General features: G+C 68.2%; 21 protein-coding genes and 1 pseudogene. 20 read left to right on the top strand and 2 right to left on the bottom strand.

What is annotated here, in order from left to right:
* Positions 1–5: 5 nt before the first annotated feature.
* Entirely contained in the window at positions 6–347 is a 342-nt protein-coding gene (locus tag DA075_RS09985) for a helix-turn-helix domain-containing protein (RefSeq protein ID WP_099953077.1), read from the top strand.
* 188 nt (positions 348–535) lie between these two features.
* Here the strand turns inward: DA075_RS09985 and DA075_RS35860 are convergent, their stop codons facing one another.
* Positions 536–721, bottom strand: a complete 186-nt coding sequence (locus DA075_RS35860; protein ID WP_123834226.1) for a hypothetical protein — start codon at positions 719–721, stop codon at positions 536–538.
* 86 nt (positions 722–807) lie between these two features.
* Positions 808–1,092: a hypothetical protein gene (locus DA075_RS09980; RefSeq protein ID WP_099953076.1), complete on the bottom strand. Its 285-nt coding sequence runs from the start codon at positions 1,090–1,092 to the stop codon at positions 808–810.
* A 12-nt stretch (positions 1,093–1,104) separates the two neighbouring features.
* On the opposite strand from DA075_RS09980, the gene DA075_RS38105 reads away from it, so the two are divergent.
* The 19 genes and pseudogenes from DA075_RS38105 to xoxF5 all read left to right on the top strand — a co-directional run bounded on the left by DA075_RS38105 (position 1,105) and on the right by xoxF5 (position 14,419).
* Positions 1,105–1,230, top strand: a complete 126-nt coding sequence (locus tag DA075_RS38105) for a hypothetical protein (protein WP_276330927.1) — start codon at positions 1,105–1,107, stop codon at positions 1,228–1,230.
* Between the two features lie 38 nt (positions 1,231–1,268).
* Entirely contained in the window at positions 1,269–1,532 is a 264-nt protein-coding gene (locus DA075_RS09970; protein WP_123834224.1) for a hypothetical protein, read from the top strand.
* Positions 1,532–2,356 carry a hypothetical protein gene (locus tag DA075_RS37025; protein WP_174800043.1) on the top strand — a complete coding sequence of 275 codons (825 nt, stop codon included), beginning with the start codon at positions 1,532–1,534 and terminating at the stop codon, positions 2,354–2,356. Before DA075_RS09970 ends, DA075_RS37025 begins: the two co-directional genes overlap by 1 nt.
* On the top strand, positions 2,353–2,766 hold the full coding sequence (locus tag DA075_RS09960) for an HNH endonuclease (protein ID WP_099953073.1): 414 nt from the start codon (positions 2,353–2,355) through the stop codon (positions 2,764–2,766). Before DA075_RS37025 ends, DA075_RS09960 begins: the two co-directional genes overlap by 4 nt.
* On the top strand, positions 2,766–3,155 hold the full coding sequence (locus DA075_RS09955; RefSeq protein ID WP_099953072.1) for a hypothetical protein: 390 nt from the start codon (positions 2,766–2,768) through the stop codon (positions 3,153–3,155). The genes DA075_RS09960 and DA075_RS09955 overlap by 1 nt, the downstream gene beginning before the upstream one ends.
* Positions 3,155–3,361: an NrdR family transcriptional regulator gene (locus DA075_RS38510; protein ID WP_420813153.1), complete on the top strand. Its 207-nt coding sequence runs from the start codon at positions 3,155–3,157 to the stop codon at positions 3,359–3,361. Before DA075_RS09955 ends, DA075_RS38510 begins: the two co-directional genes overlap by 1 nt.
* The gene (locus tag DA075_RS09950; RefSeq protein ID WP_123834222.1) at positions 3,358–4,095 is read left to right on the top strand and encodes a hypothetical protein; all 738 of its coding nucleotides are present in this window, start codon (positions 3,358–3,360) and stop codon (positions 4,093–4,095) included. The genes DA075_RS38510 and DA075_RS09950 overlap by 4 nt, the downstream gene beginning before the upstream one ends.
* Before the next feature lie 3 nt (positions 4,096–4,098).
* Positions 4,099–5,412 carry a hypothetical protein gene (locus DA075_RS09945; protein ID WP_123834220.1) on the top strand — a complete coding sequence of 438 codons (1,314 nt, stop codon included), beginning with the start codon at positions 4,099–4,101 and terminating at the stop codon, positions 5,410–5,412.
* Positions 5,409–5,891 (top strand): DUF1643 domain-containing protein, encoded by a 483-nt coding sequence (locus tag DA075_RS09940; protein WP_099953069.1) that lies wholly within the window; start codon positions 5,409–5,411, stop codon positions 5,889–5,891. The genes DA075_RS09945 and DA075_RS09940 overlap by 4 nt, the downstream gene beginning before the upstream one ends.
* A 3-nt stretch (positions 5,892–5,894) precedes the next feature.
* The gene (locus DA075_RS09935; RefSeq protein WP_099953068.1) at positions 5,895–6,302 is read left to right on the top strand and encodes a hypothetical protein; all 408 of its coding nucleotides are present in this window, start codon (positions 5,895–5,897) and stop codon (positions 6,300–6,302) included.
* Positions 6,292–6,714, top strand: coding sequence for a hypothetical protein (locus DA075_RS09930; protein ID WP_099953067.1), 423 nt, complete (start codon positions 6,292–6,294; stop codon positions 6,712–6,714). Before DA075_RS09935 ends, DA075_RS09930 begins: the two co-directional genes overlap by 11 nt.
* A gap of 2 nt (positions 6,715–6,716) precedes the next feature.
* Positions 6,717–6,956 (top strand): hypothetical protein, encoded by a 240-nt coding sequence (locus DA075_RS09925; RefSeq protein ID WP_099953066.1) that lies wholly within the window; start codon positions 6,717–6,719, stop codon positions 6,954–6,956.
* Between the two features lie 54 nt (positions 6,957–7,010).
* Positions 7,011–7,148, top strand: a pseudogene (locus DA075_RS38505) (helix-turn-helix domain-containing protein); the annotation flags it as partial.
* A gap of 32 nt (positions 7,149–7,180) precedes the next feature.
* On the top strand, positions 7,181–8,353 hold the full coding sequence (locus DA075_RS09915) for a tyrosine-type recombinase/integrase (protein WP_099953064.1): 1,173 nt from the start codon (positions 7,181–7,183) through the stop codon (positions 8,351–8,353).
* 144 nt (positions 8,354–8,497) lie between these two features.
* Positions 8,498–9,553: a hypothetical protein gene (locus tag DA075_RS09905; RefSeq protein ID WP_099953063.1), complete on the top strand. Its 1,056-nt coding sequence runs from the start codon at positions 8,498–8,500 to the stop codon at positions 9,551–9,553.
* A 9-nt stretch (positions 9,554–9,562) separates the two neighbouring features.
* Positions 9,563–10,564 (top strand): asparaginase, encoded by a 1,002-nt coding sequence (locus DA075_RS09900; protein ID WP_099953062.1) that lies wholly within the window; start codon positions 9,563–9,565, stop codon positions 10,562–10,564.
* Between the two features lie 201 nt (positions 10,565–10,765).
* Positions 10,766–11,263, top strand: coding sequence for a tRNA (N6-threonylcarbamoyladenosine(37)-N6)-methyltransferase TrmO (gene tsaA, locus DA075_RS09895; protein WP_099953061.1), 498 nt, complete (start codon positions 10,766–10,768; stop codon positions 11,261–11,263).
* Positions 11,260–12,189 (top strand): quinoprotein relay system zinc metallohydrolase 2, encoded by a 930-nt coding sequence (locus DA075_RS09890; RefSeq protein ID WP_099953060.1) that lies wholly within the window; start codon positions 11,260–11,262, stop codon positions 12,187–12,189. The genes tsaA and DA075_RS09890 overlap by 4 nt, the downstream gene beginning before the upstream one ends.
* Before the next feature lie 427 nt (positions 12,190–12,616).
* Complete coding sequence (xoxF5, locus tag DA075_RS09885; RefSeq protein ID WP_099956515.1) at positions 12,617–14,419, top strand: lanthanide-dependent methanol dehydrogenase XoxF5; 1,803 nt, start codon at positions 12,617–12,619, stop codon at positions 14,417–14,419.
* The last annotated feature ends 56 nt before the right edge of the window (positions 14,420–14,475 follow it).

Raw genomic sequence — 14,475 nt, 5'->3', positions numbered from 1 at the left:
CCGCCATGAGCAGCACCGTGCGCAACCGCATGATCGGAGCCAGGATCAGGCTGGCCCGCAAGAAGCGTGGCATCACGATCCGCGAGCTGGCAGACGTCCTCGGCGTCGCCGCGATCACCATCTCGCAATACGAGCTCGGCGAGCAAGCCGTGTCGAGGCCTCGCCTTGAGCAGATCGCCAAGGCGGTCGCCGTGCCAGTCCGCGATCTCACCGCCCGACTGCCGCTCACCGACATGTCCGACGACGAGGTTGAGATGGTGCAGGCCGTGCGCGCCATGCCGCCGGAGGGCCGGGCCTACATGCACCGGCTGATGGTCGACGCAGCTGCCGGGAGGGTCGCACGATGACCCTCGCCCACGCCCTGCGCGACCACGACCTCGGCGCCCTCGGGCGCGACCTCACCACCGCGGCGCTGCACCAGGATCGGTGCCGGCGTCATGCCGAGCGGATGGCGATCCCGAGCGACTGCCCGGAGACATCGCGGGCGGCGGCGAACATCGACACAACCGTCCAGGCCTTGAGCGCCGCCGAGCGCCTAGTCGCGGATGTCGGGCGATTCCTCGCTGACGAGCGGTCTGGCCCGCCCGTCAGCGCACCGCCCCGGTTCTCCGAGTCGGGTGTGGTCGGCGATGACGGCGCGCAGGGCCCGGGCGGCGTTCGCCGCGGCGGCGCGCTCCTGCATGGTCGGGGGTGGGAGAGGTTTCGGGGCGCGGTCAGCCACGGCGCGAGCCCTCCGCATCGACCTGCCCCGACTCCCTCGCCTGGGCGAGGCTCATCCCGCCCGTGCCGTGGGCGCTCGCCGGCCGCTCAATCACAGCCACCTCCCGACGACCCACCATCGCTGGACGAGGACGAGCCGCTATCCGACGAGCAGGACCCGCCGTCATGGCCGTGGCTCACCGACGTGTCGGGCGCCGCGTGACCGCCGTAGAGCGGCGACAGCGAGTGCAGCGGGCTGAGGGTGTCGAGGGAATCGCCGGGGAGCGATGCGCTCTGCGGCCCGTATGCCCGCCGCTGGTACTCGCGGCGGCGGTCCTCCATCGCCTTCCGGCGCGCCCGCTCCTCGCGGCGGCGCTTGAGCCATCCGAACATCACGCCCTCCTCATGGTCGCCACCGGCCCCAACCCCGCCCGCAACCCGCTCGTCAGCGCCCGGGCTAGGCTCTGCCTCGGCCGCACCTCCGGCACCCCGCGCGGCCGCGCCGGCGGCTCGACAGCCACCACCGCCTGAACGAGGTCCGGGCGCTGCTCCAGGAGGTCGGCGACGCGGTGCAGGTCGATGCGCCGGCCGCCGACCTCGATGAGCGCACCGTGGTGCACATCGACATGAGCCGCCCGCGGCGCGGCGTGTGGATCGAGCGGTGGTCCGGCGTCCCGGGCTTCTGCCGGGTCAACGGCCAGTACCAGCATGACCTCCTGCCGGGCTGGTCCTACGCCCGGGCGGAGATCAAGGCGGAGCTGATCCCGGATCTGGAACTGCTGGCCGAGCGCGGCGAGCGGCCGACCGAAGCGACGAGCGGGGGCGGACGCTGATGGCTGACCGCCCCATCATCTTCAGCGGTCCCATGGTCCGCGCCCTGCTCGCCGGCACCAAGACGCAGACGCGGCGGCTGATCACGCCCGGCACGTGCACCGTGCTCGGCAACCGCGTCACCGCCAAGAGCCCGGCGTGGGTCGGCCTGAAGTTCGACCGCGCCGAGGTGCGCACGACGTCGCCGACTGGCGTGCCCCGCCCGCATCTGGCCGTGCCGTTCGTCCATCCGGCCGACGAGGCGCGGGGTATGGCGGCGGACGCGGTCTATCGCGTCGACCCGGTCATCGAAGCCGGCGATCGGCTCTGGGTCCGCGAGACCTGGGCCGTCGGCAACATCTACGACGGCGTACCGCCGAGCCGGATCAACCCGACCGGCAAGCCCGGCTGGTGCGGGATCCGCTACGCCGCGACGGACGAGCGGCTGGGCATCCGCGATCGCCCCTCGATCCACATGCCCCGCTGGGCCTCCCGCCTCACCCTCACGGTGACCGAGGTCCGCGTTCAGCGGCTTCAGGACATCAGCGATGACGACTGTTTCGCTGAGGGATTAGAAAAGCTCGACGTAACGCTTGGGCGCAACGGCGAGGTCGTTCCACTAAAGCAGCCGATGGCGGCAAACGAGTGGCCGCAGGGCCGGGACGGTGAGCGCGGGTACGCCCAGGACGGCTGGGACATGCCGCAGTGCGTCTACGCCGATCTCTGGGAAAGCCTGCATGGGCGCGGCTCGTGGAAGGTGAACCCTTGGGTCGCCGCCATCAGCTTCCGCGTCATCCTCGCCAACATCGACAGCCTGCCGGAGCAGCAGGCGGGAGGGCTGGCATGACCGATGTCGGCACCACCGCCCGCAAGCCGCTCACCCCGACACAGCGCCTCAAGCTGTTCGAGCGGTTCTCCGGCGTATGCCAGCTTTGTTCTCGGAAGATCGAGGCCGGAGAGCCTTGGGTAGACGAACACCTCCGGGCCTTGAGTTTGGGCGGCGGCAACGAGGAAGCCAATAGGGCTCCTGTCCACAAGGCTTGCGCCGACGCCAAGACCTACGGACCTGAAGGCGACCTAGCGAAGGCTGCCAAGGCCAAGAGACAGAAGATGGCCCACCTGGGCATCAGGAGCGCCAGCAAGCCCATCCAGGGCGGCCAGAGCCTCCCAGGCGCCAATCCAGCACGCAGGGCCACCAAGCCCCTCGAAAAAGCCCTCCCGCCCCGTAGGGGCCTCTTCCGATCGGAGAACGCCTGATGGCCGCCCTCACGCCTGCACTGCAGAACGTGCTCAGGATCCTCGTGCAGGCCAAGGAGCCGCACAACTACCCGAGCCTTGCCGCTCTGCTCGGCCGACCAGAGCGCAGCCTGCACGGCACGGTCACGGAAATCCGCCAAGCGCTTGAGGGAACTGGCGTAGCGATCCAGGTAGCGAAGCGCGGGCGGGAGGCGAAGGCCCGCATCACCGTTATCGGCGACCCGAAGACGATTGCCACGCTGATCGAAGAGGTCCCGGGCGCAGGACAGCCGCACAGCCGATACGTCAAGGCCGTCACGCTGCCGAGCATCCTCGGCAAGCCCTACACCTACACTCCTGAGGGACGGCTGACTGTCGGGGGAGAGCTGCAGCCGGTGAGGGCTGCGTGATGGTCATCTGCCGTCATTGCAAATGGCCTGAGACACGGGTCATCGATAGCCGATCGACCGACGAGACGGTCAAGCGCCGCCGTCGCTGCACGGACTGCGGGTACGCCTGGAACACCTACGAGGTGGCTGAGGGCGATTACGACGCGCTGGTCGCCGTGCATGAGCTGCTTTCTTCCCCTGCCCGACACCATGAGGCCCAATCATGAGCGAGAACAATCAGGGCGCAACGCTGCCCGCGTGCTGGAATGCGGCTGTGTTTCCGCAAGGCGAAAGCTGGGCGTGGGTCGCTTGGCAGGACGGGAACAAGTTCAGCCGAATGCAAGGAGGCGCCACCACTGAGGCATTGGCTTGGGATGGCGCTCGTAAAATGATCGATGAACAGCAGAAGCCCCCAGCCCCTCCCGCCTGGATGGTCGAGGTAGCGCGGGAGGCTGTCGCTCTACACTACGAAGATCGCGGGTCTCTGTCGCTGGCGGCGTCGACTCGCGCCGGCGGCGAGGACGAAGCCGGGCCTATCATCAACTGCGTCCGAACCCTCCGCCTCGCCCTTGAGCGCGGGCATGTGGTGGTGCCGCGGGAGTGGACGGAAGAGGAGCTTCTGAAGGCGGCGCGGGAGGATGTGCGCAAGCTCAACGCGATCCAATGTCCCAATTTTGCGCAAAAGGTCGCGGACGGTAGAGCGGACTACCACGAGGATGTCCAGTGCGCCCCCCAGGCCCGCCGCAACATGCTGAAGGAGGGGGCTGTAGCAGCCCCGGCGGCGCCTTCAATCCGTGTTGAGAATGCTCTTTCCGAAGCATTCATGAACGGCTTCAGGCTATCTGTGTCAGCCCTAAACCTGCTGACTTGCGGCAGTTCGATTGATGAAGGCTGGGTCAAGGACGCAGCAAAGACCAACGTTCGCGCCATCCTCTCCACCCTGCCGACCCGGGAGGCCTGAGCCATGGGCGAGATCAAGAACAATCATGGCGCGTCTTCTGCCGAAGACCGGGCTCTTGCCGAAGGTGAAGCCGCTGGCGCGTCTTCATCCCTGCGGGACTGCGATCCCTCGCGCGGGGAGGTGGACTTCGACAGCCTCAACGCCCTGTTCGAGCGGATCCCGTCCGGCCCGTGGGACGCGCGCCGGGACACGGACGGGCACGAAATCCGGCAGATCGATACCGACCCGACAAACAAACATCACTGGCCGTTCCGGCTCTGTCGAAGCATCCCGGGCCAGCGGGCGGGCTGCGACGATGCCGTGTTCGATTTTCTGGCCGGCGTCCTGAATGCGTGGCCGCAGATCGTGGCAGCACACTCGGAAGAGGCCGAAATCGAACGCATCCTCGCCATGCCGGGGGACGAGCTGGACGCGCGGCTTCGCCTTGAAGGCAGGGACCCCGAGGACGTGGTCACCATCGCCAATCAGGCGCTTCGCATCGCGACCATGCAGGCGGCCTTAGAGACGATCAGCAGCCAGTACGTCACGAACCGGGGCGACATGACCGCAGAGGAGGCGCTGGCGGCAATCAAGAACATTGCTGACCGTGCCAGAAATCATGACGCGCCTCGTGATGATCAATGCCAATGTGGAGCGTGCACATCTGACGTTGCTCACGCCTCGGATTGCGCTGTTCATGCTGGGCCGGCATCGCCCTCCGGGTCGTGCACGTGCAACGCGCCAGGGATGGAAGCCGAAGGCCGAGACGCGTCAGCGGCTCGGGACGAAGTCCGACAGCCCGCCGACGAAGTCGGGGCGCCCCAAGACGTGCCCCAAGCTGACCCCTCCTCTGAGATAGAGGGGCTGATCAAGGCGCGGGACGTAGCCGAGCATCAGCGGAACTGCCTGTTTGAATTCCTGCACGGCGCCAGTGTGCGCCTTGGCGTGATCAACCCGGATGTCGCCTGCACTGCGCCGCAACTCATGACGGCCATGGAGGCGTACTTCGATCACCTCCAGTCCACCCCCTCTCCTCAGGGGGGTACAGTAGGGCGCGACCCGCAGCAGGTCCATGATACGAACAGCAATGGCGAGGCGACCGGCAGGGATGCCGCCCACCTCGAATGGGCCGTTTCTCGCTGGAATGCCGAGGTCGCCAACAGGCCCGTCCGGAATGTCCACCGGCGCGCTCTGGATGACACGTGGCGACAGGCAATCCGCCGGTTCGGCGGCGACCCCGACGCGCTTGTCGGCCCCTCGCATGATGCTCTTATCGCTGAGGGACTTTCCGCTTCTCCCCGTCCCTCCCATGAGGGGATGAGCGAGGTCCAGTCATGACCGCGATCATCTCCACCTGCGGTCTCTACCGCTACCGGCTCGACCGAGACATGGGCTTCCTCAATGGCGAGCCGATCATCGGGTGGATGCTCCACAACCCGAGCACGGCCGATGCCAGCCTCGACGATCCCACAAGCCGGCGAGGCATCGCCTTCACCCGCCGCGAGGGCGGCCGGCGAATGGTGTTCCTGAACACCGTCACGGCGGCCGACATCCGCCGTGCTTGGCCGCACATGCGGGAGGTGTGCGGGCTGATCTCCACCAGCGCCTGCCGTGACGAATTGATCCGGCAGGCCGTTCGGTTCGGCAAGGCTCGGCGTGACGGCTGGATCCCGCCCGGCCCTGATCGGCCGAACCGCGCAGCCCTATTCGCGGCGGAGGCTTCCCATTCCCCCGCCCCGACCCAGCAGACAGGGGAGGGGCAACCCTCCAGCGCCCGCGCCGCCGGTATCCCTGTCAACGAAATATCGGAGAACTGATCCATGCGTCTCTGGGAAGCTAATCACTCTTATTACTGCTCTGAGAGCAACTTTTACAGCCGAGATCCGCATACGAAATGGGATATGTGGTCCAGTTTTGTTGAAGAATTTGGTAACAGTGATTTAGATTATAACTTAGTATTTAGGTGGGACTGGTACGAAGGCGACGATTGGGGAGCTGGCGAATATAATGGCGATGACTATTACCGAAATGGGCGGCTGCTGATGTTTTTTATCATGCAGCGCAAGGGCATATTTGCATGTCATGAAATCTCAGTCTGCCGCGCTGACGAGCCATCGGTAATCACCTTTCTGAAGCCGAGGCTTGCTTACTTGAGGGACCTTTGGGCTCCGCTCGACAGCGCCGCCGGTATCCCGGTCCACACGGTGGGAGGCGATGATGTCGGGTGAGAACCAACGCACCCCGCTGGTAGCTGCGAAACTGGCAAGCGCTGTGGCGGCGGCGCTACAGCCTCCCGTCAACGCAACCGAGCAAGAGCTTCGCGTTGCCAAAGCGGTATGCGAGGCGGACAGCCATGCATGGCCTGATGACAGCTACAACGGGCGGGCCCAGATCCGCGCCTTCCTCAAGCTGGCACGCGCCGCGCTGAGCGCCGCCCGCGTCGCCGAGCTTGAGGCTGAGAACGCCCGCCTCCGCATCGCCCTCCACGACGCGATCCGCCGGCCGCTTGGCGTCACACCGGACAGTGCTGTCGAGTTCTACAGCCCGCGGATGGCGGACGAGGCCGAGGCGCGGCGGCCCAGACTGTCCGATCGTCCCCGCCCCACCGCCCCGGTCTCCACAGCAGGAGAGGAGGCGTGAGTATGGCTGATGACATCGACGACAACTTTGACCACATCGCTAAGTACGAGAACCCGCCGGGCTATGGCGATACGATCGGAGGCGTCGTCCTCTATGATCCACTGCCGAGCACCATCGAAGCCGCCTGCGCAGCGTTCTGGGCAGACTGGCCCCGCATTGCCGCGAACGCACCAGCGATGGCTGACGAGCACCGCTCTCGGATGCGAGCGGCCATCGAAGCTGCTGTCCGCGCCAGCGCCTAACCCCACCCCACAGTTGCCATCTGGCAACGGTCAAGCCGAGAGAGGAGAGATCGCGTGGAGCGGACGCAAATCCCTGGCGCCTGTCAGATCCTTGGCGTGTCCGCGCGGACCATTCAGCGGCTCGCCATGGCCGGGCAGTTGCCGAGCGCCGTCAAAGTTGGTCGTGTCTGGACGTTCGACATCCAGGCGCTCCGGTCCTGGCTCGTTGATCAGGAGGTGAAACCATGCCAGCGGATCGAAAGAAGGAAGCCCCAGATGGCTGCTACTGGCGGGGCGAGGTCTTATGGGCCCGCTTCACCGTCGGAGGCAAGGAATACCGTTTCAGCCTCAAGACAGGCGATACGACAGTTGCGCGAAATCGCGCGGCAGCAGAACACGCCAAGATAGTGGCGGCCCATAGCTTCGGGGAGAACCGCAAGCTATGGGCCGACGCCGTGACCGCTTGGGGGCAGGTCATGGTCAAGGAGGTCGGCGCCCGGACGTTCGATCGGTATACCAACTCTCTCGACATCATAGACGATTATCTGACCGGGCTCCACGTCGATGAGGTGTCCGACGAAACGGTTGCGGAGATCATCCGCGCCCGGCGGGCGGCGGGCGTATCCACGGCCACGATCCGGCGCGACCTGACCGCGCTCTCAAGCGTGCTTGGCTACGCGGTTGATGAGAAGTGGCGGAGAGGCAACCCCGCGTTGGAGGCCATGCGCAGCCGCCGGATGAAGGAGCGCCGGGACCCGATCGTCCTGCCGGAGGACAGCGACATTGAGCGGGTGATTGACCGGGCCCCCGGCAATTTCAAGCTCCTGATCCGGGCCGCGCTTCTGACCGGCTGCCGGCAAGACGAACTCGTCACTCTTGAGCGACGGCGCGTCGACCTTACCCGCAAGGCCATCAGGGTTCGAGGCAAGGGCAACAAGGACCGGGAGGTGAGCCTGACGGACGAGGCCGTTGCCTTGTTCGCGTCGATCCCCGCCAACCTGAAAACCCGGGCCGTGTTCTGGCACGACGGCGCGAAGGGGCGGTCTGGCGAGAGAGCGCGCGAAGAGCCCGAGCCGGGCCCCTTCATCAACCCGGCCACCCGCTTCTCTTTATATACGCGCAGCGTCGCCGCCGCCGAGGCGGAGGAGATCGCCAAAGCGGCTAGGCGCGGGAAGAAGCTGGAGCCGACGTTCCGGCGCTTCCGCTTCCACGACCTGCGCCATCGGTTCGCGGTCGACTACCTCCGGTCCGGGCGGGGCGGGCTCTACGATCTCCAGCAGGAGATGGGGCACACCAGCATCAAGGTGACCGAGCTTTACCTCTCGTTTTTGACCGCCGACGAGAAGGCGAGGGCCAAGGGTGCCCCCGCACGAAATACGGCACAGGTGCATCGGTTTCCAGGCTTGACCGAAGTCTAAGGTATTGCTACGACTGAGGAATAGATAAGAGCCGGTTTTGTGATCCATTGGTTTTGTAAACCGAAGGTCGGGGGTTCGATCCCCTCCGCCGGCACCAGTCATCCCGGACCGGCCCCCGGACGGACCGGCCTTCGCCGAGGTCCGATGGCATCCCTGCCCCGCTCCGCCCTTCCGCTCGTCCTCGCCCTGCTCGCCGGCCGGGCCGAGGCCGCCGACGAGGCCGGCCCGCATCGCCGGCCGGTGGCCGTCGTGGCCGACCGGAGCCTGACGGTGGCGCCCGGCGCGAACCTTCGGCTCCTCGCCTCCGCCGACCTGGACGCGTCCCACCCGGAGGTGACCCGGGCGGTGATCGTGCTGCACGGCCGCCTGCGCGACGCCGACGTCTACTACGCTTCGGCGCTTGCCGCCCGCGAGGCGGCGGGTGCGGCGGGGGCCGGGGCGCTCCTGGTGGTGCCGCAGTTCCTCGCCGAGGTTGATTGGGCCGGCCACGCCCTGCCGGCCGACGTGCTGCACTGGACGCTCGAGGGCTGGCAGGGCGGGGACGACGCGCTCGGGCCCCAGCCCTTGAGCTCCTTCGACGCGCTCGACGCGATCCTGGCCCGGCTCGGCGACCGGGCGCGCTTCCCGAACCTGTCGCGGGTCGTCGTCGCCGGGCATTCCGGCGGCGGGCAGGTGGCGCAGCGCTACGCCGTCCTGTCCCGCGCCGGCGACGCCCTGGCGAAGCGGGGCGTGACCGTGAGCTATGTCGTCGCCAATCCGAGCAGCTACGCCTATCTCACGCCCGAGCGGCCCGGCCCGACCGCCGGTTGCCCCGGCTATGATCGCTGGAAATACGGGATGCGCGACCTGCCGCGCTACGCGGCAAGCGCCGCGCCGGCGGCCCTGGAGGCGGCCTACGTCGCGCGGCCGGTCACTTACCTGCTCGGCGCCCGGGACACCGACCCGGATCACCGCGCCCTGGACAAGACCTGCATGGCCGAGGCGCAGGGGCCCTTCCGCCTCGCCCGCGGCGAGGCCTACTGGGCGGCCCTGAAGGCCCGGCATCCCGACCTTCGCCAGCCCCTGCACGTGGTGCCGGGCGTCGGCCACGATGGCGGCCGGATGCTCGGTTCGGCCTGCGGCCTCGCCGCCCTGTTCGACGCGCCGGGCTGCGGCGACGCTGGCCCGGTTTCTGCGAGCAAGGGCGCGAGCACGAGGTAATCCAGCAGCATGACCGCACTCCCCAAGGTCGCCTTCATCGGCACCGGCGGCACCCTCTCGTCGGTGGGCCGCGACCGTCTCGACATCCTCGACTACACCGCCACCGGCGAGCGCCTGGAGGCGGAGGAGATCCTGGCGCGGGTGCCGGAGGCCGCCACCGTCGCCGAGGTGGTGCCAGTGCGCTACCGGGCGGTGACGAGCCCGGGCATCGGCTTCTCCGACTGGAAGGCCCTGGTCCTGCTCTGCGAGCGCCTGGCGGCGGAGCATCCGGACCTCGCCGGCATCGTGATCGGGCACGGCACCGCCACCCTGGAGGAGACCGCCTACGCGCTCGGCCTCACGCTCACCGTCGACGTGCCGGTGGTGCTGGTGGGCTCGCAGCGGCCGATCAGCGCCCTGTCGAGCGATGCCGACCTCAACCTCGTCGCCGCCCTGCGGACGGCGGCGGCGCCGGCCTCGCGGGGACGCGGCGTGCTGGTGGTGCTCAACGACGAGATCCAGGCCGCCCGCGAGGTGACCAAGACCTCGGTGGCCCGGCTCCAGACCTTCCGGACGCCGGATTTCGGCGTGCTCGGCCAGGTCGACGGGCCGCATCTGCGCTATTACCGCCGGAGCGAGCGGCGCCACGCCCCCGGCACGCCGTTCGACATCCGCGGTCTCGACGCCCTGCCGCGGGTCGACATCTCCTATTCCTACGCCGATGCCGACGGCACGGCGGTGCGGGCCTTCGCGGCGGCGGGCGCGCAGGGCATCGTCTCGGCCGGGCTCGCCCCCGGCATGACCCCGCCGGCGGAGGCCGAGGCCCTCGGCGCCGCCGTGGCCTCCGGCATCGCCGTGGTGCAATCGACCCGGGCCGGCAGCGGCGTGGTGCCGGAGACGAAGCGGCTCGCCGATCTCGGCATCCTCAGCGCCGACAACCTGACCCCGCAGAAGGCCCGCATCCTGCTGGCGCTGGCCCTCACGGTGACCCGCGACCCGGCGGCCCTGCGGGAGATCTTCGCGACCTATTGAGGCACTGGCGCGCCGATCCAACGGCTTGATCGGCCGGGAGATTGCCAGGCGCGCGGGCGCTGCTCTAGGGTCTTGCCGCTAGGCCCGACGACTGCCCCCGCGGGTCGGGCCGGCGGCAGGTCGGGCCGGCGCAGTCTGAACATCTCCGTCAGCGCCCGACCTGCACGAGGGAGAGCCCGCTCCCCGGGGAGACGACGCCCGATGGTGCGCCTGAACGAGATCCGGCCCGGCGAGGTCGCGGTGGCGCCGCCCGCGCCCGACGATGCCGGCCTCGTCTTCATCGGCCGCATCCGCCCCCCCTGGACCGACCGCCTCTTCTGCCCGCGCCAGGGCCGGCCCGACGGGCCGGCCTGCCGGATCGAGGTGTTTCCTCCCTGGCGCGAGGCCCTCGACGGCGTCGCGCTCTACGCGCGCCTGGAGGTGCTCTACTGGCTCGACCGCTCGCGCCGCGACCTGGTGCGCCAGAGCCCGGCCAATGACGGCACCACGCGAGGCACGTTCTCGCTGCGCTCGCCGGTGCGGCCGAACCCGATCGGCACCAGCATCGTCCATCTGATCGGGGTCGAGGATGGCGTCGTGCACGTGCGGGGCCTCGATTGCCTCGACGGCACGCCGCTCCTCGACATCAAGCCCGACCGCACCCTGTTCACGCCCCTGGCACCGCCGCAGGCCGGGGATGCGGAGACCGGCGGAACGTGAGAGCCGCCGCCGCTCTCCTCCTCGTCCTCGCGCTCCTCGGGACGCCGGCCCGGGCCGAGGACGATCGGGCTGCCCCGCCCTTGCCCGTGCAGGAGGTCGCGCCCGGAATCTTCGTCTACGCTGCGCCCTACGCGCTGGCCGGACGGGACAATGACGGCGCCATCGCCAATGTCGGCTTCGTGATCGGGCGCGAGGCGGTGGCGGTGATCGATACCGGCGGCAGCCTGAGGGCGGGGCAGCGCCTGCGCGCGGCGCTCCGGCAGCGCACCGCCCTGCCGGTGCGCTACGTGATCAACACCCACGTCCATCCTGACCACGTGCTCGGCAACGCCGCCTTCGCGGAGGCGGGCACGACCTTCGTCGGCCACCACGCCCTGCCGGAGGCTCTGGCCGCGCGGGCGGAAGGCTACCTGCGGGCCAATGCCGACCTCGTCGGCCCCGGCTTTGCCGGCACCCGGATCGTGCCGCCGACCCTGCTGGTCTCGACGCGGCTCGACCTCGACCTCGGCGGCCGGGTTCTGCACCTCGAAGCCTGGCCGACCGCCCACACCAACAGCGACCTGACCGTGCGGGACGCGGCCACCGACACCTGGTTCCTCGGCGACCTGCTCTTCGTCGGCCACGTGCCGGCCCTCGACGGGCGGCTCGCCGGCTGGATCGCGACCCTGCGCGCCCTGCGGGCGCGGCCCGCCGCCCGGGTGGTGCCGGGCCACGGCCCCGCCGCCGTCCCCTGGCCGGCCGCAGCGGGACCGATCGACCGCTATCTCGCGGGCCTCGAGGCGCAGGTGCGGGCGATGGTGCGGGACGGCACGCCGATCGGCGAGGCGGGCCGGGCCGCGCAGGGCGAGGCGGGGGAGTGGGCCCTGTTCGACGACTTCAACGCCCGCAACGCCACCACCGCCTACCAGGAATTGGAATGGGAATAGTCGACGACTTACGGTTAGGTCGCCCGGCAAGGCTATCTCGTTCGTCGACCAACAAGATCGATCACAACCGATTGATATTGCAGGGCACAATACCGATGCTGCAGAGCAGCATTCAAGGCGGTGTATACCTTAGTTATGGATTTGGGGGCGGGCCAGGGGCGCCCTGCCGCAGGCAGGTATGTTGACGGCGTCCCAATTTCTCTTAGAGTTCCTTCAAGCTTCGGTTTCAACGGTGCCGCCAGGGGAAGGCGGTGTTCGGTTCGCAGACACGGCAAGGCCTGCCCGGGCCCCACGCGCGCCAGCCCTGCTGGCGGCCGGTTGTGACACGCTGCCGAGGCCAACGACATCCCCAAAACGCAAACAACAGGAACGGCTTGATGCGTCCCGTCTTGGGGCGCGCAGCGGAATGCACCTGTCGGAGGAATCCATGAGAGCGGTCCATCTCCTTGCGGTGAGCGCGGGCATCCTCGGTGCCGTCCCGGCGCTGGCCAACGAAGACGTGCTGAAGCGCACGGCCAACCCGGCCGAGCAGGTCCTGCAGACGCTCGACTACGCCAACACGCGCTATTCCAAGCTCGACCAGATCAACACCGGCAACGTCAACAAGCTGCAGGTAGCCTGGACGTTCTCGACCGGCGTGCTGCGCGGCCACGAGGGCTCGCCGCTGGTCGTCGGCGACGTGATGTACGTCCACACGCCGTTCCCGAACATCGTCTACGCGCTCGACCTCAACCAGGAGGGCAAGATCCTCTGGAAGTACGAGCCGAAGCAGGATCCCAACGTCATCCCGGTGATGTGCTGCGACACGGTGAACCGTGGCCTGGCCTATGCCGACGGCGCGGTCTTCCTGCACCAGGCCGACACCACCATCGTCTCGCTCGATGCGAAGACCGGCAAGGTGAACTGGTCGGTCCAGAACGGCGATCCGAAGATCGGCGAGACCAACACCGCCACCGTGATGCCGGTGAAGGACAAGCTGATCGTCGGCATCTCGGGCGCCGAGTACGGCATCCGCGGCCACATCACCGCCTACGACCTCAAGACCGGCAAGCAGGCCTGGCGCGCCTACAATGTCGGCCCTGACGCCGAGATGAAGATCGATCCCGAGAAGACCACCGAGCTCGGCAAGCCGGTCGGCAAGGATTCGTCGATCAAGACCTGGGAAGGCGACCAGTGGAAGACCGGCGGCGCCTCGACCTGGGGCTGGTACTCCTACGATCCGAAGCTGAACCTGGTCTATTACGGCACCGGCAACCCCTCGACCTGGAACCCGAAGCAGCGCCCGGGCGACAACAAGTGGTCGATGACGATCTTCGCCCGTGATGCCGATACCGGCATGGCGAAGTGGGTCTACCAGATGACCCCCCACGACGAGTGGGACTATGACGGTATCAACGAGATGATCCTCACGGATCAGAAGGTCGGCGACAAGGAGCGTCCGCTCCTGACCCACTTCGACCGCAACGGCTTCGGCTACACCCTCGACCGCGCCACCGGCGAGCTGCTCGTCGCCGAGAAGTACGATCCGGCGGTGAACTGGGCCACCAAGGTCGACCAGGACAAGTCCTCGAAGACCTACGGCCGTCCGCTCGTCGTCGCCAAGTACTCGACCGACCAGAACGGCGAGGACACCAACTCGAAGGGCATCTGCCCGGCGGCGCTCGGCTCCAAGGACCAGCAGCCGGCGGCCTACTCGCCCAAGACCAACCTGTTCTACGTGCCGACCAACCACGTCTGCATGGACTATGAGCCGTTCCGGGTGAGCTACACCCCGGGCCAGCCCTATGTCGGTGCGACCCTGTCGATGTACCCGGCGCCCAACAGCCACGGCGGCATGGGCAACTTCATCGCCTGGGACAACGTGGCCGGCAAGATCAAGTGGTCGGTGCCGGAGCAGTTCTCGGTGTGGTCGGGCGCTCTCGCCACCGCCGGCGACGTGGTGTTCTACGGCACGCTGGAGGGCTACCTGAAGGCCGTCGACGCCAAGTCGGGCAAGGAACTGTACAAGTTCAAGACCCCGTCGGGCATCATCGGCAACGTGATGACCTTCCAGCACAAGGGCAAGCAGCAGGTCGCCGTCCTGTCGGGCGTCGGCGGCTGGGCGGGCATCGGCCTCGCGGCCGGTCTCACCGACCCGAATGCCGGCCTCGGCGCGGTCGGCGGCTACGCCGCCCTGTCGAGCTACACCAACCTCGGCGGCCAGCTGACCGTCTTCACCCTGCCGAACTGACCGGCCGACGGCCGGTGGGGAAGCGGGCTGAGACCAAAGCATCTCAGACCTAAGTC

The sequence above is a fragment of the Methylobacterium currus genome, assembly GCF_003058325.1.
GTDB classification, from domain to species: Bacteria; Pseudomonadota; Alphaproteobacteria; order Rhizobiales; family Beijerinckiaceae; genus Methylobacterium; species Methylobacterium currus.
The sequence above is the reverse complement of the archived record's forward strand: the minus strand, read 5'-3'. Positions and strand labels throughout refer to the sequence as shown.

Coding starts and splice junctions, on each gene's coding strand:
- DA075_RS37025 (WP_174800043.1), top strand. CDS start 1,532: ATGGCTGACCGCCCCATCATCTTCAGCGGTCCCATGGTCCGCGCCCTG.
- DA075_RS09905 (WP_099953063.1), top strand. CDS start 8,498: ATGGCATCCCTGCCCCGCTCCGCCCTTCCGCTCGTCCTCGCCCTGCTC.
- DA075_RS09955 (WP_099953072.1), top strand. CDS start 2,766: ATGGCCGCCCTCACGCCTGCACTGCAGAACGTGCTCAGGATCCTCGTG.
- DA075_RS09945 (WP_123834220.1), top strand. CDS start 4,099: ATGGGCGAGATCAAGAACAATCATGGCGCGTCTTCTGCCGAAGACCGG.
- xoxF5 (WP_099956515.1), top strand. CDS start 12,617: ATGAGAGCGGTCCATCTCCTTGCGGTGAGCGCGGGCATCCTCGGTGCC.
- DA075_RS09915 (WP_099953064.1), top strand. CDS start 7,181: ATGCCAGCGGATCGAAAGAAGGAAGCCCCAGATGGCTGCTACTGGCGG.
- DA075_RS09930 (WP_099953067.1), top strand. CDS start 6,292: ATGTCGGGTGAGAACCAACGCACCCCGCTGGTAGCTGCGAAACTGGCA.
- DA075_RS09935 (WP_099953068.1), top strand. CDS start 5,895: ATGCGTCTCTGGGAAGCTAATCACTCTTATTACTGCTCTGAGAGCAAC.
- DA075_RS09940 (WP_099953069.1), top strand. CDS start 5,409: ATGACCGCGATCATCTCCACCTGCGGTCTCTACCGCTACCGGCTCGAC.
- tsaA (WP_099953061.1), top strand. CDS start 10,766: ATGGTGCGCCTGAACGAGATCCGGCCCGGCGAGGTCGCGGTGGCGCCG.
- DA075_RS09985 (WP_099953077.1), top strand. CDS start 6: ATGAGCAGCACCGTGCGCAACCGCATGATCGGAGCCAGGATCAGGCTG.
- DA075_RS09900 (WP_099953062.1), top strand. CDS start 9,563: ATGACCGCACTCCCCAAGGTCGCCTTCATCGGCACCGGCGGCACCCTC.
- DA075_RS09960 (WP_099953073.1), top strand. CDS start 2,353: ATGACCGATGTCGGCACCACCGCCCGCAAGCCGCTCACCCCGACACAG.
- DA075_RS38510 (WP_420813153.1), top strand. CDS start 3,155: ATGGTCATCTGCCGTCATTGCAAATGGCCTGAGACACGGGTCATCGAT.
- DA075_RS09925 (WP_099953066.1), top strand. CDS start 6,717: ATGGCTGATGACATCGACGACAACTTTGACCACATCGCTAAGTACGAG.
- DA075_RS09980 (WP_099953076.1), bottom strand. CDS start 1,092: ATGTTCGGATGGCTCAAGCGCCGCCGCGAGGAGCGGGCGCGCCGGAAG.
- DA075_RS09950 (WP_123834222.1), top strand. CDS start 3,358: ATGAGCGAGAACAATCAGGGCGCAACGCTGCCCGCGTGCTGGAATGCG.
- DA075_RS38105 (WP_276330927.1), top strand. CDS start 1,105: ATGGTCGCCACCGGCCCCAACCCCGCCCGCAACCCGCTCGTCAGCGCC.